We start from the raw sequence: 19,463 nt of genomic DNA on the forward strand, positions 1-19,463 counted from the left end.
CTCAGAACCGGTCCGGGTGGAGCAGCGCCAGGAGCAGGTAGATCACGAGGGCGGTCGCGACGATGAGCCCGACGATGTTGTCCGCGGTCACAGCCGTTCCACCGCCTTGGCGATCAGAGCGAGGACGGCGAACACGAGAACCGTGACGCCGACGAAGGCCAGGTCGGTCATGAGGGCTCCACCGGGGCTGTCGGGACCGGGCGCCGAGCGGCTGTCCGATCGGTCCAGTCGATTGTCGGACGGCTGGGGTGACAATCCGTGGTTATCCGCGTCCGTCAGGGTGACGGCGGCCGGCGGGGCGGCGTGCCGGTGGTGCGGGAGCGGCGGGTCCGCGGACCGGGCGGTCCGTACCGCCGCCCGCGAACTCACCGCCGCCGCCCGCACGTTCCTCCGGTGAGCCGTCAGGACACCGGTGCCGGTGAACTCGTCGGCCCGGCCTTCGGCACCGACCGGCCTTCACGGCCCGACCGACCGGCCCGCACCGCCGAACCGACCGGCCTTCACCGCCGGCCAGAGCGCAGGAGAACCTCCGATGTCTTCCGAACCGCCGACGCCCGACACCACGCCGAGGAACCCCGACCGCCGACGCGACGACGACCGGGCACTGCCCCGCTGGCTGCCCAGGGGGATGATGCTCGCCCTGCTGCTCGCGGGGGCGTTCCAGCTCGCGAACTGGGCCTTCCATCAGCTCATCGACCTCCTGGTGATGCTGCTGATCTCCTTCTTCCTCTCCCTCGCCATGGAGCCGGCGGTCGACCGGATGGCCGCCCGCGGCATCCGGCGCGGCGTCGGCACGTTCCTCGTCTTCATCGCCCTCGCGGCGGCCATGGCCGGCTTCGTCACCGCACTGGGCACGCTGCTCGTCGACCAGGTGGCCCAGCTGTCCGAGCGGCTGCCCGGCACCCTGCAGAACGGGATCGACTGGATCAACTCGAACTTCCACCAGAGCCTCTCGCTGGACGGCATCCGGAAGAAGTTCTTCGCCGACGGAGCGGTGGAGAAGTACGCGCAGCAACTGGCCGGGAACCTCTGGGGGGTGTCCAGCACGGTGATCGGAGGCCTGTTCCAGGCGTTCACCGTGGGCCTGTTCACGTTCTACTTCACCGCCGAGGGGCCGCGGGTGCGGCGGCTGGTGTGCTCGATGCTGCCGCCCGCCCGGCAGGCCGAGCTCCTGCGGGCCTGGGACATCGCCCTGACCAAGACCGGGGGCTACCTCTACTCCCGGGCCCTGCTGGCGGCCGTCTCGACCCTCGCGCACTGGGTCGCCTTCGAGATCGTCGGACTGCCCTACGCCGCCGCCCTCGCGGTGTGGGCCGGGGTGGTGTCCCAGTTCGTCCCCACCGTCGGCACCTACATCGCCAACGCGCTGCCCATTCTGGTCGCGTTGACCGGCGAACCGTCCGACGCCCTCTGGGTCCTGGGCTTCGTCCTCGTCTACCAGCAGATCGAGAACTACCTCCTCCACCCCCGGATCACGGCACGGACCGTCGACATCCACGCCGCGATCGCCTTCGCCGCGGTCATCGTCGGCGCCGCCCTGCTCGGGGCCGTCGGCGCGCTCATCGCCATCCCCGCCGCGGCCACGCTCCAGGGTTTCCTCAGCACCTACATGCCCCGCTACGAAGTCGTCGGCGACCTCCGCTTCGACCGGCACCGCCGCCCCCGGCGCCACGGCATACGCGGGCTGCTCTCCAGCGTCGCGAGCCGGTGGCCGGGGCGCTGACGGGGCACTGACGGGGCGTTGACGGCATGTGAGGGCATGTGAGGGTGAATTTCCGTCTCCTTTTTACTTTCTGATGACTTCCTTATGGGACTAACCGCCTTGTTCCAGTGGTGTCAAGTGCGTTGGAATGCGAGGGCTGTCGGGACGCGCGTTCCAGAGGCATCCACGCGTCCGACCCGGATCCGCGTGCACTGGGCCACCGCAGCCTGACGTCGCATCAGACGAAAGGATGTCCATGATCGGCTGGCGGAAATCCCAGCTAGCAATCGCCGTCGCGGTCACCGCCGCGTCCATGTTCCTGGCCGGCGGGGCAGGCGCGAGCGCCGCCCCCGCGCCCGACCCCACGACCGCCCAGGCGGCCGCGGCGGGCGGAACCCCGGTACCGGTGATCGTGATTCTCAAGGACCAGATCGCCGACGCCCCGGCGGACGCCGGGCACCTGGGCGCGCGCAGGCAGAAGGCCGCGTCCGCCCAGGCGCCGCTGCTGGAGCGGGTCAGGGCCGGTGGCGGCACCGGGATCAAGAGTTTCGTGGTCGGAAACGCGTTCTCCGCCACGGTCGGCCCGGCACTGCGGGCGGCGCTCCAGGCCGACCCGGCGGTCGCCTCGGTGGTGGCGGACGGACAGGTCGCCGTCGCCCCGCCGATCGGCGGCAAGGACGCGGACCCCGCGACCGCCCCCGCCGCGAAGGCCCCGAAGTCCGCCGCGGCCGCCCCCGAGGCCGCCCGGGGAGACAAGGCCGGCAAGGGCGGCGCGGGCGGCGAGGAGAACGCGACCAACACGGTCTGCCCGTCCGACCCGGCCCATCCGCTGCTGGAGCCGGAGGCGTTGTACTCCACGCACACGGTCGCGACCGCCGGCTCGCCCGGCGCCCAGGACCTGGCCACCGGCAAGGGCGTGAAGGTGGCCTACATCGCGGACGGACTCGACCCGGACAACCCGGACTTCATCCGGGCCGACGGCTCGCACGCGGTCGTCGACTACCAGGACTTCTCGGGCGAGGGCACGGACGCGCCGACCGGCGGCGCGGAGGCCTTCGGCGACGCCTCGGCGATGATCGCGCAGGGCCGTCAGGTCTACGACGTCGCGCAGTTCGTCAACCCCTCGCACCCGCTGCCGGCCGGCTGCACCATCCGTGTCCGGGGCATCGCCCCCGACGCCTCGCTGGTGGCGCTGCGGGCCGGCGGCGAGATCATGTCGAACTCCTCGATCCTGCAGTCCATCGACTACGCGGTCTCGGTCGCCCACGTCGACGTGCTGAACGAGTCCTTCGGCGGCAACGTCACCCCCGACAGCGGTGCGCGCGACACCATCTCGCTCTTCAACGACCAGGCCGTCGCAGCCGGTGTGACCGTCGCCGTGTCCACCGGCGACGCCGGGATCAGCGGCACCGTCGGCACCCCGTCCACCGACCCGAACGTGATCGCGGTCGGCGCTTCCACCGACAACCAGAACTACCAGCAGACCGGTTACGCGGCGGCCCAGTTCTCCAACGGCACCTGGGACGACAACCGGATCTCCGCGCTGTCCTCGGGTGGCTTCACCCAGGCCGGCCGGACGCTGGACCTGGTCGCCCCCGGTGAGTCGGACTGGGCGCTCTGCTCGCCCGACCTGTCCAAGTACACCGACTGCGCCGGCTTCAGCGGCAACGGCTCCCCGATCCAGTCGTTCGGCGGGACCAGCCAGTCCGCGCCGTTGACCGCCGGTGCCGCGGCCGTGGTCATCCAGGCCTACCGCGACACCCACAAGGGCGCCTCGCCGGCTCCCGCACTGGTGAAGAAGCTCCTCACCGGCACCGCCCAGGACCTGGGCCTGCCGGCCGAGGAGCAGGGCGCGGGCCTGCTGAACGTCCGCGCGGCCGTGGAGGCCGCCCGGGGCTACCAGAACGGCTCCGGCGCCCAGGACGGCAACACCGTCGTGGTGACCTCCGGCCAGGTCGACATCGCCGGCACCCCGGGCTCGGCCCACACCGCCGACATCACGGTCACCAACACCGGCGCCACCCCACAGACGGTCAGCGGCGCCACCCGCAGCTTCGCCCCGCTCTCCGACGCCCAGCAGAGCATCCGGCTGAGCTCCTCCTCCGACCAGACCTTCAAGTACGCCACCAACGGCGCCACCTGGGTCCAGCAGCAGGTCAGGTTCAGCGTTCCGGCCGGCGCCGACCGCCTCGCGGCGTCAATCGCCTGGCAGGGGGCGGCCAGTCCGGTCGGCAACGGCCCGGTGGTCCGGCTGACGCTGCTCGACCCGTCCGGCCGGTTCGAGACCAACACCCGCCCGCAGGGCGGTGCCACCGTGGCCGACTTCGGCCTGGTGGACGTCCCGCACCCGGTGGCCGGCGACTGGACCGCGATCCTGTACACCCCGGCCGGCAAGAGCGGCTACACCGGCCAGGTCCTGCTGGACACCGCCACCCAGCGCGCGGTGCCGGCGGGCGCCGTGAGCCCGCAGGTGGCCGAGCTGGCGCCGGGCGCCAGCAAGACCCTGCACGTCCGGCTCACCACCCCGCAGACCGGCGGCGACTCCAGCGAGTCGGTCACCGTCTCCAGCTCCAACGGCCGCACCACCAGCGTGCCGGTGGTGCTGCGCAGCCTGGTGGCGATCGGTCAGGGCACCGGCGGTTTCACCGGCACCATCACCGGCGGCAACGCCCGCAGCGCCTCGCCCACGCAGACCTTCGGCTACGCCTTCGACGTCCCGAAGGGCCAGCACGACCTGCGGGTCGGCGTGACGGTCGCCAAGGACCCGAACCTGCTCCTGCAGGGCGTCCTGGTCAGCCCGAACGGCACGCCGGTCGACGCCGAGGGCAACGCGGTCCTCGACGCGCGGGGCAACCTCACCGGCACCACCGCCGGGGTCTCCGCCACCACGGTCGACCCGGCCGCGGGCCGCTGGCGGTTCGTCCTGGTCGTGCTCGGCCCGGTCAGCGGTGCGCAGGTCAGCCAGGAGTTCACCGGCACGGTCGGCCTCAACCTCGACCGCGCCACCGCCGCCGGTCTGCCGAACGACCCGCGTACCAGGCTGGCGGCCGGCAAACCGGTGACGGTGGCGGTGGACTACACCAACAACACCGTCGCCACCCAGCAGGTCGCCGCGGACGCCCGGCTCGACGGCCGGGTCGACCTGCCGCTGGTGCCGCAGGGCAGCTCGGCGACGGTCGGCCTGCCGCTGACCACCGACGCGACCACCCCGTCCTTCCTGGTCCCGCCGGGCACCGACCGGCTGACCGCCGTGTCGGCCTCCTCCGTCCCGGCCCACCTGGAGATCAGCGCCGTCACCGGCTCGCCCGACCTGTTCGGTGATCTGAAGAAGGCCCAGAACGGCTCGACGATCTCGGCCGCGACCGCCGCCGGCAGCCCCGCGCAGCCGGTCGTCCCGGGCAGGTGGACCACCTTCGTGCAGCAGATCGGCCCGTTCGGCACCTCCGGCGCCCCGGCCGGTACGGCCACCGTCACCGCGAGCGCGCACACCCGGGCGTTCGACCCGGCGCTGACCTCCAGCACCGGCGACCCGTTCGCCGCCGCGGTCGACGCCGCCGCCCCCGCCGCCACCCCCGTGACCGTCCAGCCGGGCGCCACGGGCACGTTGCGGGTCACCCTCACCCCGACCGGCCCGAAGGGCGGCACCGTGCACGGCGTGCTGTACCTGGTCTCCGGACCGACCGGTCTGGCCACCGCCAACAACTCGCTCGGCACCACCGGTTCGGTGCTGGCGGCGATCCCGTACAGCTACACGGTGAACTGACACCACGCCACAACGGCCGAGGCCGCCCCGGCTGCCGGGGCGGCCTCTCGGCGGTCAGAAACGCGGCTCGTCGGGCCGCGGCGGCACGGCCTCGACCGGGTCGAGCGTGATCAGGCTCCGGGGGGCGACCTCGCGCAGCTCCGGCAGGAAGCCGCGGATCCGCTCCTCGCTGTCCACGATCACGACGGCGACCGGGAGGTCCTCGGTCAGGTCCAGGAGCCGGGAGGTGTGAATGAGCGAGCCCGCGCCGAACCCCTCGACGCCGTGGAAGACACTGGCCCCGGCGAGGCCGGCCCGGCGCGCGCGGTGCACGATCTCGGAGAACACCGGGTGGTGCCGGTACCGGTCCGACTCGCCGAGGTAGACCGTCGCCCGCAGGGCCGGTCCCGTCGGCAGCTCGCGCGGCGGCGGCGGGGGTTCGGCGTCCCGGTCGTCGTGGTGGCGGTGCAGGTGCGGGCTCATCGCCACCCTCCTCCGGCCGTCGGCGTACGGTGCGGCCGCGGCGGGCCCCGCCGTCCTCAGGTCCACGATACCGGCGCGCCGGTACCTCCGCCCTCCTCGCGGCGGCCCCGCCCGGTCGCGGACTGCGCCGACCGCACCGACCGCACCGACCGCCTCGGTCCGGCGGTGCGGAGCCCGCGATCGCGGCCGATCGCGGCCGATCGCGGCCGATGGGGCCGGGGCGCGACGGGTGATCGCGGAGCGGAGCGGGGCGTCGTCCCTCTGGCGCCGTCCTCCTGGCGCGCCCGACGGCTGTGCCGGCGCGGTGCACTGACGTAGCATCAGAGGCTTGTCCCCACCGGGAGGTTGTCATGCGTCGGATCGCCGTTGTCGGAGCGGGCCAGGCGGGTCTTCAGCTCGCGCTCGGGCTGGTGGCGGGAGGGTACGAGGTGACGCTGGTGGCCGCCCGGACCCCGGCGGAGCTGCGGTGCGGACCGGTGCTGTCGACGCAGGCGATGTTCGGCCCGGCGCTGCGGATCGAGCGTGCGGCCCGGCTGGACCTGTGGGCCGACGAGGCGCCGGCGGTCAGGTCGGTCGATTCGGTGCTCGTGACGCCCCCCGGGGTGCGGGCGCTGGAGTTCACCATGACGCTGGACGAGCCGGCCCAGTCGGTCGACCAGCGGATGAAGCTGGCGCGCTGGCTGGAACTGCTGGCCGCGCGCGGCGGCCGGGTGGAGTACCGCACGCTGGACCGCGCGGGCCTGCGGAAGCTCGCCGAGCGGCACGAGCTGACGGTCGTCGTGGCCGGCCGGGGCGAGCTCGCCGGGATCTTCGAACGGGACGGGGACCGCTCGCCGTTCGACGCGCCGCAGCGGGCGCTCTCCTGTCTCTATGTGCACGGGGTCGGCTCGCCCGACCCGGCGGCCGGGCCGAGGGCGCGGATGCACGCGCTCCCCGGGGCCGGCGAGCTGTACCTGCAGCCGGCCCTCACCCTCTCCGGGCCGTGCGCGATCCTGCTCTGGGAGGCGCTCCCCGGCGGCCCGCTGGACTGCTTCGCCGACCGTCCTTCCCCCGTCGCGCAGTTGGCCCGGATCCGCGAGCTGCTGCACACGTACCTGCCGTGGGAGGCGGAGCTGTGGGCCGCCGCCGAGCCGACCGACGCGGGAGCCGGCCTGTACGGGGCGGTGACCCCGACGGTCCGCCGGCCGGTGGCCCGGCTGGACGGCGGTGCCGGGGAGGTCCATGTGCTCGGCCTCGGCGACGCACTGGTGGTGAACGACCCGATCACCGGCCAGGGCGCCAACAGCGCGGCACGGGCCGCGGACGCCTATCTGCGGGCGATCACCGAGCACGGCGACGCCCCGTTCACCCCCGCCTGGATGCGCGACACCTTCGAACGGTTCTGGCGGCAACACGCGCGCCACACCGTCGACTTCACCGCCACGATGCTCACCGTGCCGGACCACCTCCAGGGCGTTTTCGCCGCCGCCGCACAGCACGACGACGTCGCCCGGCGCCTCGCCAACACCTACGCCGAGCCGAGCGACCACGCCGCCTGGCTCGCCGCGCCGGAGTCGACCGAGGCCTACCTGGCCTCGGTCGGCCGGTAGGGCACGCCCCGGGCCGGCGACCGGTCCTGCCCCGGCAGCGGTGTCAGCCGTACGGGACGACCGCGACCGGGCAGCGGACATGGTGGATCGCGGCGTGCGCCACCGAGCCGAGGCGCGTGCCGATCGGCGCCCGGCGGGCGCGGCGGCCGACCACGGCGAGGCCGGCCGCCGCGGTGGCCTCGACCAGCGCGACGGAGGCGTTCCCGCGGACCAGGTCCGCGGTCACGGCCACCCGCGGGTGACGGGCCCGCCACGGCGCCAGGACGTCCGTGAGCTGCTGCTTCTCGACGGCGGACAGCTCCTCGTCCACGCTCCCGATCGCGGCGAACGCCATGTACGCGCTGCCGGTCGGCGGGTCCCAGGCGTGGACGGCCCGGAGCGGGGCCGAGCGCAGCTCGGCGGCCTCGAAGGCGAAGGCGAGGACCTCGTCGAAGGGGCGCCGCAGGTCCAGCCCGACCACGACCTCGTGGTTCCCGGCGTCCGTCGCGGAGTCTTCCTCGGCCGCCCGGACCAGTACCACCGGGCACGGCGCCCGCCGCAGCACCTCCTGGCTCACCGAACCGACCAGGAAGCCGCGCAGGGCGCCCAGCCCACGTGAGCCGAGGACGAGCATGGCCGCCCGCCGGCCTGCCGCCTCCAGCGCGTCGGCCGGGTCATGGGGGACGTGGGCGGAGGTCACCTCCACCCCGGTGAGCAGGGCCCGCAGCCTCGCCTCCTCGGCGGCCAGCTGCTGCCGGCTCCAGGTGACGGCGTCGGATGTGCCGAGCACATCGGTCTTCGGCCACGGCCAGGCCTGGAGCAGTTCGAGCGGCAGGGCGCGGAGCAGCGCCTCACGGCCGGCCCAGCCGGCCGCGGCGACGCTCTCCGGCGAGCCGTCGAAGCCCGCGACGATCGGTGTGGTCATGCTGCCCTCCGGTACCGGGGCGGTCGGTGGTGCGGCGCCCGGGCTCCGGGCACCGCGGCCAGTATCGACCGGTGTCCGGCCTCGTGCCCGCCGAGCGGCCCCCGGGTCAGTGCGGGGAGGCGGGCACCGTGACGATCGGGCAGTGGGCGCGGTGCAGCAGGCCGTGCGGGACGGACCCGAGCCGCATGCCGGTGAAGCCGCCGCGCCCCCGGCGGCCCACGACGACGGCGAGGGCGTGTTCGGACGCGAGGGCGAGCCCCTCGACGGGGTGGTCCCGGAGGACCTCGTGGGTGAGCGTCACCTCGGGGTGGCGGTCGCGCCGGCCGGCCGTGCTCTCGTACAGCAGGCGCCGGAGCGTCTGCTCGACCTCCTGCTCGTCGGAGCGGCCGAACAGGCGGATCTGCCAGACCCAGAGGGCGCGCAGCGCGGCCCGGCGGCTCGCGGCGAGACCGAAGGCGAAGTCGAGGGCGGCCGCCGACGCCGGGCTGCCGTCCACACCGACCACCACGTACGGCGGCTCCTGGGTGACGTGCTCGGGTTCGCGGACGACCACCACCGGGCAGTGGGCCTGGGCGCTCACCGGGACGGTCACCGAGTAGGTGCTCAGCATCTCCTCCAGCCGGTTCAGCCGGCGTGAACCGAGGACCACGAGGCCGGCGTGCGCGGACTCCCGGCACAGCACCAGGGCGGGCACGTCCTCGGCGACGGCGGTGGTCACCGGCAGTCCCGGGTGCCGTTCGCGGGCGACGCCGGCGGCCCGGTCCAGGGCCTCGTCGCCGCGCTCGCGCAGCGCTTTGTGGTACCGGCCCTCGTCGAACGCGCGCAGCTCGTGGACCGGCGTCGGAATCGCGTGGACCAGCCGCAGCGGCAGCCCGCGGCGGTCGGCCTCGTCGGCGGCCCAGGCGGTGGTCATCGCACCCGTGGTGACGGCATCGACGCCCAGCACGACCGGCCGGCGCTCGCTGGCGGATGTCATGGCTCCTCCATGGGGCAGGGCGGGGTGGGACACCGGGCTCCGGCCCTGTTTCCACGCTAAGGACGCGGCGCGCCCGATGCCAGGGCTCGGGCCGGCCGGCTGCGGAGCCGGGTCCCGGCCCCACCGGCCCCCGTGGCGGCCACCGGCCGCAGGGGGAACGCTGGGGGAGAGGGCCGGCCCGGCCCGGACGGGCGGCAGGACGCGTACGACGTCCGCACCGGCACCCTCACGGTCGCGCTCGTCCGGGCGTGGCGACAGGCACAGGTACCGGCGAGCCGAGGAGCCACCGTGGACCACGACCCCGACCTCGAGGACGCCCGGCGGGCGGACCCCGCCGCCGTCGCCCGGCGGATCACCGAGCGCCGCGATCTGCTCGGCCTGAGCGAGCAGATGCTGGCGTCCCGGGCGGCGATGTCGCCGCGCTATCTCCAGTACCTGCTGGAGGCCGGGCCGGCCTTCGACCCGGCCGGCCTCGCGCGGATCGCCGCCGTGCTGCGGACGACGTACCGGGAGCTGCTGGAGGGCCGTGCCGACGCGCCGCCGGGGCAGCGTGAGGCAGGCGCGCGCCCGCTGCTCTTCCACCTGGCCGCGTCCGAGTGCTGGGAGCGGATCGGTACCCACGGCATCGGCCGGATCGGCCTTCCGGTCCAGCCCGCCCCGGCGGTCTTCCCGGTCAACTACGCGGTGGACGCCAGGACGATCGTCTACCGGACGGCCGCCTTGGGCCCGACGGACCCGGCCGACGGTTCGTCCGTCTCGTTCCAGGTCGACCGCATCGACGAGCAGCTGAGCCAGGGCTGGAGCGTGCTCCTCCTCGGTCGGGTCGAGCACGTCGACGACCCCGCGGAGGCCGACCGCCTGCGGGGACTGCCCGGAACCGCCCCCTGGGCCGGTGGCGCCCGCGCGGTCTGGGTGCGGATCCGGCCGGACGAGATCACCGGCCGTCGGATCGGCGGCGGGTGAGCCCATGGCCCGGCGGGGCGATCCGGACCGTGCCGTCCCCGGCGTGCCTCACCCGGCTCCGTGCCTCACCCGGGTGCGGGCCTCACCCGGGTGCGGGGGAGCGGGGCGGTTCGGTCGGGATCCGGTGGACGAAGAAGAGCGCGACCAGCCCGCTGAGGGCGAGGACGGCGAGGGCGGCGCGCAGTCCCTCGATCCGCGCGGCGGCGTTCGCGTCGAGCGCGGCCCGGGCCGCCGCGGACTCCGCGCCGGCCTGCTCGAGGGCGGCCGTCAGCTGTGCGTCGGACAGGAACGGCACGCCGGCCGAGAGCTCCACCCCGGCCCGGTTCCTGACCTCGTCCGGGATCGCCGGGCTCTGCTCGATGGTGGTGAGGAACGACGTGGTCAGAACGGCGATGAGGATCGACCCGGCGAGCGCGGTGCCGATCGACGCGCCGAGGTTGGTGACGGTGTTCTGCACGCCGCCGACCTCGGCGCTCCGCTCGTCCGGCACCGCGGACACGGTGACCGCGCCGAGCTGGGAGGCGAGCGCCCCCATGCCGAGCCCGATCAGCAGCAGTGGGACGGTGACCACCTCCGCGCCCGTGCCCGCGTCGAGACCGGCCATCAGGACGACCGCGCCCAGGACCATCGAGACGATCCCCAGCCGTACCACCCGCCGTGGTGAGACGTCCGGGAGTAGCCGGGGGATCGCGAGCGCGGCGACCAGCAGGGTGAGGGAGAGCGGCAGGATGCGCACCCCGGTGGCGAGCGCGGAGAGCCCGAGCGCGACGGACAGGTACAGCGGCACGACGAAGAAGACGCCCATCTGCACCAGGAACTGGAAGAAGAAGACGACCAGGCCGCCGGTGAGCTGGCGGTTCGTCAGTAGTGCCGGGTCCACCAGCGGTTCCTCGCCCTGCTCCGCGAGGCGGGCCTCCCAGCGGAAGAACAGCCAGATCAGGAGCACCCCCGCGAGCATCAGCCAGACCACCGGTGAGAGGCCGAACCAGGCGGCGGTGTCGGACTTCGGCCGGAACCAGCCCCAGGTGGCCGAGCGGAGCACACCGAGGACGAAGAGCCCGATGCCCAGCGCGGAGAGGACGGCGCCCAGCAGGTCGATCCGCGGGCGGGTGCCGGGCGGCGCGTCGGCGACCCGTCGGGCCAGCAGCAGGATGCCCAGCACCAGCACGGTCTCGGCGGCGAACACCCAGCGCCAGGAGAAGAAGGTCGTCGCGGCGCCGCCGATGAGCGGGCCGAGGGCGATCGCCACCGCGCCCGCGGCCGTGACCAGGCCGTAGGCCGCCGGACGCCGCTCCGCCGGGAAGTTCCCGGCGACCAGCGCGACGATCGCGGGCAGGATCAGGGCGGCCCCGACCCCTTCGAGCAGCGACCAGCCGAGCAGCAGCACGGTCAGGTTCGGGGAGAGCGCCGTGGTCAGGGAGCCGCAGCCGTAGACGACGCAGCCGATCATGAACGCGCGCCTGCGACCGATGAGGGCGCCCACCTTGCCGCCGGAGACCATGAGCATCGCCATGACGAGCGTGTAGGCCGTGATGGCTCCTTGCAGGCCGCTCACCGTGGTGCCCACGTCGTTGGCCACGGTCGCGATCGAGACGTTCATGACGGAGCTGTCGAGCGCCATCAGGAACTGTCCGGTCGCCAGCGTCAGGAGTACGAGTGTCGCGGCCGCGGCCTGCCGGGAGGTGCCTTCACTGCCTGCCATGGGCGTAGCGTTCCACGGCCTCGCCCGGCGGCTCCCCGACCCGCCGGAGGGGTCAGCCGGTCGGCGGGGGCGGGCGCCCGGAGGCACCCTCATCCGGACCGGCACCGAGCCCTACCGCTTCCAGGCCACCCAGGTGAACTGCCTCGGCAGCCGCACCAGCCACCACGCCCTTCAACAACTGCACGACGGCGCGGACTGGCGCGTCCTGGCGACCGCTCTCATCCGGCTGGCGGACCATCTCGATGCCCATCGACTACCACCGTCGCCGCGTGCTCGACTACACAGGCCTCCTGCCCGAGGAGTTGTGGGAGCAGGTGAGTCGCCGCAGCGGTATCCACCCGGGCCACAACCTCCGCCGGAAGCTGGCCCGCGCCGTCCTGTACACGCCCTACAACCCTGTTCCGGTCTCTGATGGCGAGGCGATGTCGGATTCTCACTGCGTCGTGCCCTGAGGGGCTGTCCTTGGACGGTGAAGCCAGTCGCCCTTGACCGATCTCGTTCAATCGAGTCGTTCACTCAGCGGACCCAGTCGTTCAGCCTTCCGTCTCGGTGAACCTGGTCGTACGGGCAGACGTCGGGTCGACACCGGTCAGGGCACAGCTGGCCGTCCAGAGGTGCGCCGCGGTCGTGGTGTCGGCCAGGTGGTTCCAGAGGGGTTCGCTCCTGGGCCTGCCGCGCAGCCCGAACACCCGGGGGCCCCACATCTGGCGGCCGCGCACGTCTGGGTCGAGCACGGCGCGTACGGTGGGCCAAGCGCCGGCTTCCTTGCCCTGGACGAGAAGGCCGAGTGGCAGGCCGAGCAGCCGCTCGCCGGTGGTCCGGACCTGAACCGGCGGCCGCGAGGGGGTGAGGGAGTCGAGCGCGCCGCCGGGGTGGGCGACCACGCTCAGCATCGTGCTGCCGACGGCGTCCAGGCGGCGGTCGAGCTCGAAAGCGAAGAACATCTGGGCCAGCTTCGACCGCGCATAGGCGCGCTTGGGCTGGTAGTCGTGCGTGCTCTGGAGATCGTCGAGGTCCAGGCGTTCGGACTTGGCCGCGAAGCTGCCCGTGGTGACGATCCGACTCGCTGGGGCTGTCATGAGCAGGGGGGCCAGCCAGTGGGTGAGTGCGAAGTGACCCAGGTGGTTGGTCGCGAACATCAGCTCGTGGCCGTCCTTGGTCTCTCGGCGCGGCGGCTGGTCGAGCGCCACGCCGGCGTTGTAGACGACCGCGTCGAGGCGGTCCAGGTCGAGCGCGTCCACGGACGTCCTGAGCGATGCGAGGTCGGCCAGGTCCAGAGGCAGATGTCGCACCTGGGCGCCGGGGACACGTGAACTGATCGAAGCGATCGCGGCTTTGGCCTTCGTCTCGGCCCGGCTGCCGAGGACGACCGTGGCCCCGGTGCCGGCGAGCTGCTCGGCGACGAAGTACCCGATGCCCGCGTTGCCGCCGGTGACCAGGAAATTCCTGCCCTCGGCGCGAGGCAGCCGGTGAACGTCCCACACTGGGGCCTTGGGTACGGAGGGCATGGCGGGCTCCCGGAGCTTGGAGTGATCTGGAGGCGGGCGGAGCCGCACCTTCACCACCGGTCCCACCCAGCTCCTACGGTCCCGGTGGTAACTCACATCCCACCGACAGGTCGCTGTCGCCACTGACAGCCGACCGGCATCGCGTGGGCCCGTCATCCGTCGCGGCCGATCTCCGTACCCGACACATGTGTGTCTCATCCGGCCGAGTCGGCACAGGTCAGCGGGATCCCCGGCGACTGAATTCCTTGAGAACGGCCAGCCCTGTCATCCAATCGAGGTGGTTGACACCGAACCTGGGCGTCCACACCCTCACGCCGCCCCGACCGGCCGGTACCAGCGGTGGCCGGTACCGTCGCGATCGGGGCGGTTGTGCATCTGTCGGCCACCGCCATCGAGGAGGGCCAGGGCCTGTCCTTGATGAGCGGCTGGCCGGTACCGCCTACCGTCTACTGCCCCGGTGGTGGGGCCGGCCCGTGGCTAGCGCAGATGCCGAGCGAAGAACCCGGCGGCGCCCTCCCCTGCGAACTGCGGGACGCCCGTGTGCCCGCCCATATTGGCGTGCAGGGACTTCTCCTTGGAGCCGAAGGCGTCGAACAGGTCCAGCGCCGCCTGCCGGTCGTTGCCTTCGTCGTCCCACTGCAGCAGGACGTGCAGCGGAATGGTGACCTGGCGGGCCTCCTCGAACATGGCGCGAGGCACGAAACTCCCGGCGAAGAAGCCGGCGGCCACGATGCGCGGCTCGACCACCGCAAGGCGAACGCCGATGGAGATCACTCCCCCCGAGTACCCGACCGGGCCGCCGATCTCGGGCAGCGACAGGAGGGCGTCCAGGGCGGCCTGCCATTCCGGGACCGACTTTTCGACCAGCGGGAGGACGAGGGCGTCGATGATCTCGCCGCTGACCGGCTCGCCGGCCTCCATGGCCCGGCGCAGGTCGGCGCGGGCCTGCTCGGCGGCGGGCCAACGGGGCCGGTCACCACTCCCCGGGAGCTCGATGGTGGCCGTGGCGAAGCCATCCGCCGCGGCGTGCCGGGCCCGCGCCACCAGTCGGGGGTACATCTTGCGCAGCCCGAGGGGAGGGTGGCCGAGCAGGATCAGCGGCGCCGGTGCGGATGCGGATCCGGGCGTCCACAGGATGCCGGGGATCTCACCGAGGGTGAATTCGCGCTCGAGGACGCCGTCATCGAGGCGCTGCTCAGAAATGAAATGCATGGTCGTGCCTTTCGGGAGTGCACTGGAACGGCGCTCCCGGACGACGACCTATCGCCCGACCGTGACCCCGGAGGAGAGCACCCATGTCGATACGGTCACGGGTACCACCTCCTTGTTCTCTCGCACGGCTTCCGGCAAAGCTAGCAATGGTCACCGAGGTTCGCCAAACGGGTTCTTGCGGAGGCTCCGTGACCGGATGCCGGAGACTGCCCGTCCTCGGCGGCACCCTGACGCTCGGATTCGCCCCTGACACCTGGCAGCCGACGCCCGGGCAGGCCGCCGACTGCCAGGAGAGCCTGGAACAGGGCTTCGGGCCCGGCCCCGATCCGCAGGTCCACCTTGCGCGGCTGCTCAGGCCTCTCATCAGCGGTCAGGCGGTGTTCCGGGCCCGGTTGACACCACCCCCGGGTCGTCCGATCGGCAGGGGCAACAGTCATGCCGGGCCCGGAGGCCAGGAGCCCCGTTCCAGGACCACCACGAAGGAGGTGACGGCGTGGCGGTGCCGGACGGCGTCCCCGGGGGTGGGCGCGGAGGGGCTACGCGGTCGCGGTCCGGTACTGGTCGACGTTCTGCCAGGTGACCGGCAGGGACGCCAGGCACCGGTCGAAGACCTCGGCCTGGCGCAGGTAGGCGGCACGGTCGGGACCGGGGCGTACGCAGAGGTCGTCCGCGTCGCCCACCGACCACGGCTGGAGCCCGTGGGAGAGCGCGGCAGGCAGCAGGGAGGCCACTCCCCGTGCCCCCAGCTCGCTGGTGAGCTGGCGTCGGACGGGGCGGCCCAGCACGTCGGCGAAGATCTGCGCCCAGACCTCGGAGCGGGCGCCTCCGCCCGCGATCCGCCAGGGGCGGTCGGCCACGTCCGCCCCGCTGGCCACGAGCCGGTCGAGCTGTACGCGGTGGTACTGGGCGACGCCCTCGATGACCGCGCGGGTCAGGTGGCCGCGCCGGTGCACACCGGAGATGCCCAGGAAGGTCCCGGACGCGGCGGGATGCTCGGGCGCGCCGTTCACGAAGGGCAGGAACAGCAGGCCGTCCGCGCCCGGCCGGACCCCGGCCGCCTCTCGCAGCAGTTCCGTCGGCGGCACCCGGTCGGCCCGGTCGTGCGGCACCGCGGCGGCGGCCAGCCACTCCAGGTTGGCGGCCGAGGTCGGGGCCACCTCCATCGCGAGCATCCGGCCGGGGTCCGGCAGCAGGGCACTGAGGGTGACCTTGGGCGCCGGGGTCCGGGCCGGCACCACCGCGCCGTTGATCGCCCAGGTGCCCACGATGACCGTGACGTCGCCCAGTTCGTGGCCTCCCGTGCCCAGGGTGGCCGCCACGCAGTCCATGGCGCCCGCGATGACCGGCAGCCCCTCGGCCAGGCCCGTGCGGGCCGCTGCCCGCGCGGTCAGCCCGGCGACCACCTCACCGGAGGGCCGCAGCGCGGGGAAGCGGTCCAGGTCCGCGGCCGGCAGGCCGACCAGGTCCAGCGCGGTGGTGGTGTACCGGCGGGTGTCCAGGACGACCATGCCGAAGGCGCTGGCGTCGCTGTAGTCGGCGCTGGCGACCCCGGTGAGCTGGGAGGTCACCCAGTCCTTGCAGGACAGCGCCCATCGGGTGGCCCGGTAGGCCTGTGGCTCGTGGTCGCGCAGCCACCGCAGCAGCACCGCGGGCTGGGCCGCCCACGGGATGGAACCGGTCTCCGCGGCGAGCCGGGCGGCCGCCTCGGGGGAGATCGCGTCCACGATCCGCTGCGCCCGGGTGTCGGAGGAGGCGATGGCGGGGCCCACCGGCCGCAGCTCGGCGTCGACCGGGTAGAGGCCGTTGCCGTGCGCCGCGACGCCGAGGCCGGCCGGGGTCCAGCCGTCGGCCGTCAGCTTCGCGTTCAGCTCGGCCAGCAGCGACAGCACCGTGTCGGCCAGCAGGACCATGTCCACGTCGTGGCGGTGCGCGGTGACGCAGGTGCGCGGTGTCCGGGCGGTGACGACGTACAGCTCATGGCCCTGTGCGTCGAAGGCGGCGGCCTTCGTCGCGGTCAGCCCGACGTCGACACCGATGTAGCAGGTGGTCACTGTGGTCTCCTGTCGCCGGTCGCGGCGGTCGCCGGGGTCTTCAGGCCCCGGGGACGGAAGCGCCGCAGCTCCGTGTCGTAGGCCGCGATCTCCGCGGCGATCCGTTCGTCGTCCCAGCCCAGGTACCGCGCGGCGATCCCGGCGCAGCGGGCGGCCGCGGCGCGGCCCATGTCGCCGCCCAGGCCGACGAGGGTACGCCGCAGCATGATGTCCCCCAGGGTGACGGCTCCCTCGTCGACGACCGCGACGGCCACCTCGGCGGCGATCGCCCCCGATTCCTCGTCGACGACCTCCAGCAGCCCGGGGTCGGCCTCGGCGAGCGCCAGCACCCGCCGGGCCCGTACGCCGTAGACGTCGAGCAGCCGGCGTCGCTGGGCCGGGGTGAGTACCGGGGAGTTGAGGAAGTCCTCGCGGAACGCCTCCCACTGCGCGGTGTCCGCGCCGGGGAACGGGCGGGTGCGGGTGGTGCAGCGCCGTGGGGCGCGTCCCATGACCTTGAGCGCCTTGTCGGTGACGTCCTCGGCGAGCGCGCGGTGGGTGGTGAGTTTGCCTCCGATGACGGTGAGCAGGCCGGGGTGGGCCGGGGCGTGGTCCAGTACCGTGTGGCCGCGGCTGATCTTGGCGTTGTCGGTGACGTCGGCGGCGTAGGGCAGGGGGCGGATGCCGGACACGCTGTAGAGCACGTCGTCGGGGGTGAGCCCGGCGCCGGGGAAGATCCGGTTGGTCTCGTCGAGCAGGTAGTCGATCTCCGCCTCGCTGGCCACGACCTCGTCCAGGTCGCCCTCGTAGGTGAGGTCGGTGCTGCCCAGCATGTAGCGGCCTTCCCAGGGAAGGACGAAGATCGGCCGCTGGTCGGCCGCGGCTTCGAAGAAGATGCAGGTCTTCGGGGCCCCCGGGAAGGGGTCCACGATGACATGGCTGCCCTTGGTGCCGCCGTTGAGCCGCTTGGAGGCGATCTGCCCTTCGAGGACGTGGTCGATCCACGGGCCGGCGGCGTTCACGGTGAGGCGGGCCCGGATCTCCTGTTCCTCGCCGGTCCGGTTGTCGCGGGTCCGCAGGCCGGTCACGCGCGCGCCGTCCCGGATGAGCCCGGTGACGGTGGTGTAGGTCAGGACCCGGGCGCCGAGGTGGCGGGCGTCCAGGAACAGTTCGACGCAGAGCCGCTCCGCCCACGGGACCTGCGCGTCGTGGAAGAGCGCCGCACCCCGCAGGCCCTTTCTGGACAGGTGCGGCCAGCGCTGGGCCACCCGGTGGTTGGTCACGGTGCGGCTGAGGCCGCGCCCCCGGCGCGCCGCCAGGGCGTCGAACACGGCGAGGCCGAGCCGGATCAGGATCCCGGGCCTGCTGTTGCCGGCGTAGAAGGGGATGAGCATGGGGTAGTCGCGGACCAGGTGCGGGGCGCTGCGGAACAGCAGGTGGCGTTCCCGGATGGACTCGTGGACCAGGGTGAAGTCGTAGCGTTCGAGGTACTTCAGGCCGCCGTGGATGAGCCGGCTGGACGTGCTGGTGGTGCCGGAGCCGACATCGGCGCGGTCGACCACGACGACGCGCAGGCCGCGGGCCGCAGCGTCGCGGGCGATGGCCAGCCCGTTGATCCCGGCTCCGACGACGGCGAGGTCGACGATGTCCTCGCCGTTGGAGGGATGGTGCGACATGGGAGCTCCCGGAGGTGAGGGGTGCCGGTCCCGGTGGTTCGCACCGGGACCGGCACCCGTGCAGGGTCAGGCGGAGGCGGAGCCGGCGGACTGTTCCCGGAACAGCTCGTACGCCTCTTCGGGCTTGACCTCGTCGTGCACGACGGCCCGGACGGCCGCGAGCATGGCGGCCGGGTGCTCGCTCTGGAAGATGTTGCGGCCCATGTCCACACCGGCCGCGCCCTCCTGGACGGAGCGGTAGGCCATGGTCAGGGCGTCCAGCTCGGGCAGCTTCTTGCCGCCCGCCACGATGATCGGCACCGGGCAGGCCGCGGTGACCGTCTCGAAGCCCTGCTCCACGTAGTAGGTCTTGACGACGTGCGCGCCCATCTCGGCGCTGATCCGGGTGGCCAGCCGGAAGTAGCGGGCGTCGCGGACCATGTCCTTGCCGACCGCGGTGACGCCGAGGACGGCGATGCCGTGCCGCTGACCGGCGTCCACCAGGGCGGCCAGGTTGCGCACCGAGCGCGACTCGTGCTCGGCGCCGATGAAGACCTGGGTGGCCACGGCGGCGGCGTTCAGCCGGACCGCGTCCTCCATGTCCAGGGCGATGTGCTCGTCCGAGAGGTCACGCAGCACGCTCGGGCCGCCGCTGGCGCGCAGCACGATCCCTGCCTCACTGTGCGAGGGGATGCTGGTGCGCAGCGCACCCCGGGTCATCATGATCGCGTCCGCGTCGGGGACGAGCGGGGCGATGTTGGTGTCCAGGCGTTCCAGGCCGGCCATCGGGCCGAGGAAGTAGCCGTGGTCGAACGCGAGCATCACCGTGCGGCCGGTGTCCCGGCGGAAGATCCGGGAGAGCCGGTTCTGCAGGCCCCAGTCCTGGGCGTGGGCGCCCTTGACGTGGAAGGTGCCCGCGGCGGCCTGGGCCCCGCCGAAGTCGCGGGCCTCGATCAAGGCGTCGGTGTCAGCCATGGGTGTGTACTCCTGTACGTGT

General features: G+C 73.4%; 16 protein-coding genes. 5 read left to right on the top strand and 11 right to left on the bottom strand.

Going from position 1 to position 19,463, the window contains the following annotated elements; genetic code table 11:
• Position 1: 1 nt before the first annotated feature.
• Both kdpF and ACIO5D_RS25045 read right to left on the bottom strand, forming a co-directional pair.
• Positions 2 to 91: a K(+)-transporting ATPase subunit F gene (kdpF, locus tag ACIO5D_RS25040; protein ID WP_363608383.1), complete on the bottom strand. Its 90-nt coding sequence runs from the start codon at positions 89 to 91 to the stop codon at positions 2 to 4.
• Positions 88 to 255 (bottom strand): hypothetical protein, encoded by a 168-nt coding sequence (locus tag ACIO5D_RS25045; protein ID WP_363608385.1) that lies wholly within the window; start codon positions 253 to 255, stop codon positions 88 to 90. Before ACIO5D_RS25045 ends, kdpF begins: the two co-directional genes overlap by 4 nt.
• Before the next feature lie 277 nt (positions 256 to 532).
• Here ACIO5D_RS25045 and ACIO5D_RS25050 point away from each other — a divergent pair, with 277 nt between their 5' ends.
• Together ACIO5D_RS25050 and ACIO5D_RS25055 are read left to right on the top strand one after the other, a co-directional pair.
• Positions 533 to 1,723, top strand: a complete 1,191-nt coding sequence (locus tag ACIO5D_RS25050; protein WP_400797928.1) for an AI-2E family transporter — start codon at positions 533 to 535, stop codon at positions 1,721 to 1,723.
• Positions 1,724 to 1,958: 235 nt separating this feature from the next.
• A complete protein-coding gene (locus ACIO5D_RS25055) occupies positions 1,959 to 5,465 on the top strand; it encodes a S8 family serine peptidase (RefSeq protein WP_400797930.1) in 3,507 nt (1,168 codons plus the stop codon).
• A 54-nt stretch (positions 5,466 to 5,519) separates the two neighbouring features.
• On the opposite strand, the gene ACIO5D_RS25060 is transcribed toward ACIO5D_RS25055, so the two are convergent.
• On the bottom strand, positions 5,520 to 5,927 hold the full coding sequence (locus ACIO5D_RS25060; protein ID WP_363608391.1) for a DUF190 domain-containing protein: 408 nt from the start codon (positions 5,925 to 5,927) through the stop codon (positions 5,520 to 5,522).
• Positions 5,928 to 6,277: 350 nt separating this feature from the next.
• On the opposite strand from ACIO5D_RS25060, the gene ACIO5D_RS25065 reads away from it, so the two are divergent.
• Positions 6,278 to 7,516: a styrene monooxygenase/indole monooxygenase family protein gene (locus ACIO5D_RS25065; protein ID WP_400797932.1), complete on the top strand. Its 1,239-nt coding sequence runs from the start codon at positions 6,278 to 6,280 to the stop codon at positions 7,514 to 7,516.
• Positions 7,517 to 7,559: 43 nt separating this feature from the next.
• Here ACIO5D_RS25065 and ACIO5D_RS25070 read toward each other — a convergent pair whose 3' ends face one another.
• Both ACIO5D_RS25070 and ACIO5D_RS25075 read right to left on the bottom strand, forming a co-directional pair.
• A complete protein-coding gene (locus tag ACIO5D_RS25070) occupies positions 7,560 to 8,420 on the bottom strand; it encodes a universal stress protein (RefSeq protein ID WP_363608395.1) in 861 nt (286 codons plus the stop codon).
• 106 nt (positions 8,421 to 8,526) lie between these two features.
• Positions 8,527 to 9,396, bottom strand: coding sequence for a universal stress protein (locus ACIO5D_RS25075; RefSeq protein ID WP_363608397.1), 870 nt, complete (start codon positions 9,394 to 9,396; stop codon positions 8,527 to 8,529).
• Positions 9,397 to 9,684: 288 nt separating this feature from the next.
• On the opposite strand from ACIO5D_RS25075, the gene ACIO5D_RS25080 reads away from it, so the two are divergent.
• The gene (locus ACIO5D_RS25080) at positions 9,685 to 10,359 is read left to right on the top strand and encodes a helix-turn-helix domain-containing protein (RefSeq protein ID WP_400797934.1); all 675 of its coding nucleotides are present in this window, start codon (positions 9,685 to 9,687) and stop codon (positions 10,357 to 10,359) included.
• Positions 10,360 to 10,441: 82 nt separating this feature from the next.
• Here ACIO5D_RS25080 and ACIO5D_RS25085 read toward each other — a convergent pair whose 3' ends face one another.
• Complete coding sequence (locus ACIO5D_RS25085; protein WP_400760255.1) at positions 10,442 to 12,061, bottom strand: MFS transporter; 1,620 nt, start codon at positions 12,059 to 12,061, stop codon at positions 10,442 to 10,444.
• A gap of 242 nt (positions 12,062 to 12,303) precedes the next feature.
• Between ACIO5D_RS25085 and ACIO5D_RS25090 the strand changes: the two genes are divergently transcribed.
• Entirely contained in the window at positions 12,304 to 12,513 is a 210-nt protein-coding gene (locus ACIO5D_RS25090) for a hypothetical protein (RefSeq protein ID WP_400797936.1), read from the top strand.
• Between the two features lie 81 nt (positions 12,514 to 12,594).
• On the opposite strand, the gene ACIO5D_RS25095 is transcribed toward ACIO5D_RS25090, so the two are convergent.
• The 5 genes from ACIO5D_RS25095 to lsrF form a co-directional block, all read right to left on the bottom strand.
• Positions 12,595 to 13,569, bottom strand: coding sequence for an SDR family NAD(P)-dependent oxidoreductase (locus ACIO5D_RS25095; protein ID WP_400797938.1), 975 nt, complete (start codon positions 13,567 to 13,569; stop codon positions 12,595 to 12,597).
• Between the two features lie 477 nt (positions 13,570 to 14,046).
• Entirely contained in the window at positions 14,047 to 14,781 is a 735-nt protein-coding gene (locus ACIO5D_RS25100) for an alpha/beta hydrolase (protein ID WP_363608407.1), read from the bottom strand.
• Positions 14,782 to 15,317: 536 nt separating this feature from the next.
• On the bottom strand, positions 15,318 to 16,832 hold the full coding sequence (locus tag ACIO5D_RS25105) for an FGGY-family carbohydrate kinase (protein ID WP_400797940.1): 1,515 nt from the start codon (positions 16,830 to 16,832) through the stop codon (positions 15,318 to 15,320).
• Positions 16,829 to 18,487, bottom strand: a complete 1,659-nt coding sequence (locus ACIO5D_RS25110; RefSeq protein ID WP_363608411.1) for a glycerol-3-phosphate dehydrogenase/oxidase — start codon at positions 18,485 to 18,487, stop codon at positions 16,829 to 16,831. Before ACIO5D_RS25110 ends, ACIO5D_RS25105 begins: the two co-directional genes overlap by 4 nt.
• A gap of 66 nt (positions 18,488 to 18,553) precedes the next feature.
• A complete protein-coding gene (gene lsrF, locus ACIO5D_RS25115) occupies positions 18,554 to 19,441 on the bottom strand; it encodes a 3-hydroxy-5-phosphonooxypentane-2,4-dione thiolase (protein ID WP_363608413.1) in 888 nt (295 codons plus the stop codon).
• Between the last annotated feature and the right edge of the window lie 22 nt (positions 19,442 to 19,463).

Origin of the sequence: Kitasatospora sp. NPDC087315 (assembly GCF_044744345.1) — a bacterium.
Classification (GTDB): Bacteria; Actinomycetota; Actinomycetes; order Streptomycetales; family Streptomycetaceae; genus Kitasatospora.

Bases quoted from the DNA above. Each gene is read 5' to 3' on its own strand.
- lsrF (WP_363608413.1), bottom strand. From the start codon at position 19,441: ATGGCTGACACCGACGCCTTGATCGAGGCCCGCGACTTCGGCGGGGCC.
- ACIO5D_RS25100 (WP_363608407.1), bottom strand. From the start codon at position 14,781: ATGCATTTCATTTCTGAGCAGCGCCTCGATGACGGCGTCCTCGAGCGC.
- ACIO5D_RS25060 (WP_363608391.1), bottom strand. From the start codon at position 5,927: ATGAGCCCGCACCTGCACCGCCACCACGACGACCGGGACGCCGAACCC.
- ACIO5D_RS25095 (WP_400797938.1), bottom strand. From the start codon at position 13,569: ATGCCCTCCGTACCCAAGGCCCCAGTGTGGGACGTTCACCGGCTGCCT.
- ACIO5D_RS25075 (WP_363608397.1), bottom strand. From the start codon at position 9,396: ATGACATCCGCCAGCGAGCGCCGGCCGGTCGTGCTGGGCGTCGATGCC.
- ACIO5D_RS25055 (WP_400797930.1), top strand. From the start codon at position 1,959: ATGATCGGCTGGCGGAAATCCCAGCTAGCAATCGCCGTCGCGGTCACC.
- ACIO5D_RS25110 (WP_363608411.1), bottom strand. From the start codon at position 18,487: ATGTCGCACCATCCCTCCAACGGCGAGGACATCGTCGACCTCGCCGTC.
- ACIO5D_RS25085 (WP_400760255.1), bottom strand. From the start codon at position 12,061: ATGGCAGGCAGTGAAGGCACCTCCCGGCAGGCCGCGGCCGCGACACTC.
- ACIO5D_RS25090 (WP_400797936.1), top strand. From the start codon at position 12,304: ATGCCCATCGACTACCACCGTCGCCGCGTGCTCGACTACACAGGCCTC.
- ACIO5D_RS25050 (WP_400797928.1), top strand. From the start codon at position 533: ATGTCTTCCGAACCGCCGACGCCCGACACCACGCCGAGGAACCCCGAC.
- ACIO5D_RS25070 (WP_363608395.1), bottom strand. From the start codon at position 8,420: ATGACCACACCGATCGTCGCGGGCTTCGACGGCTCGCCGGAGAGCGTC.
- ACIO5D_RS25065 (WP_400797932.1), top strand. From the start codon at position 6,278: ATGCGTCGGATCGCCGTTGTCGGAGCGGGCCAGGCGGGTCTTCAGCTC.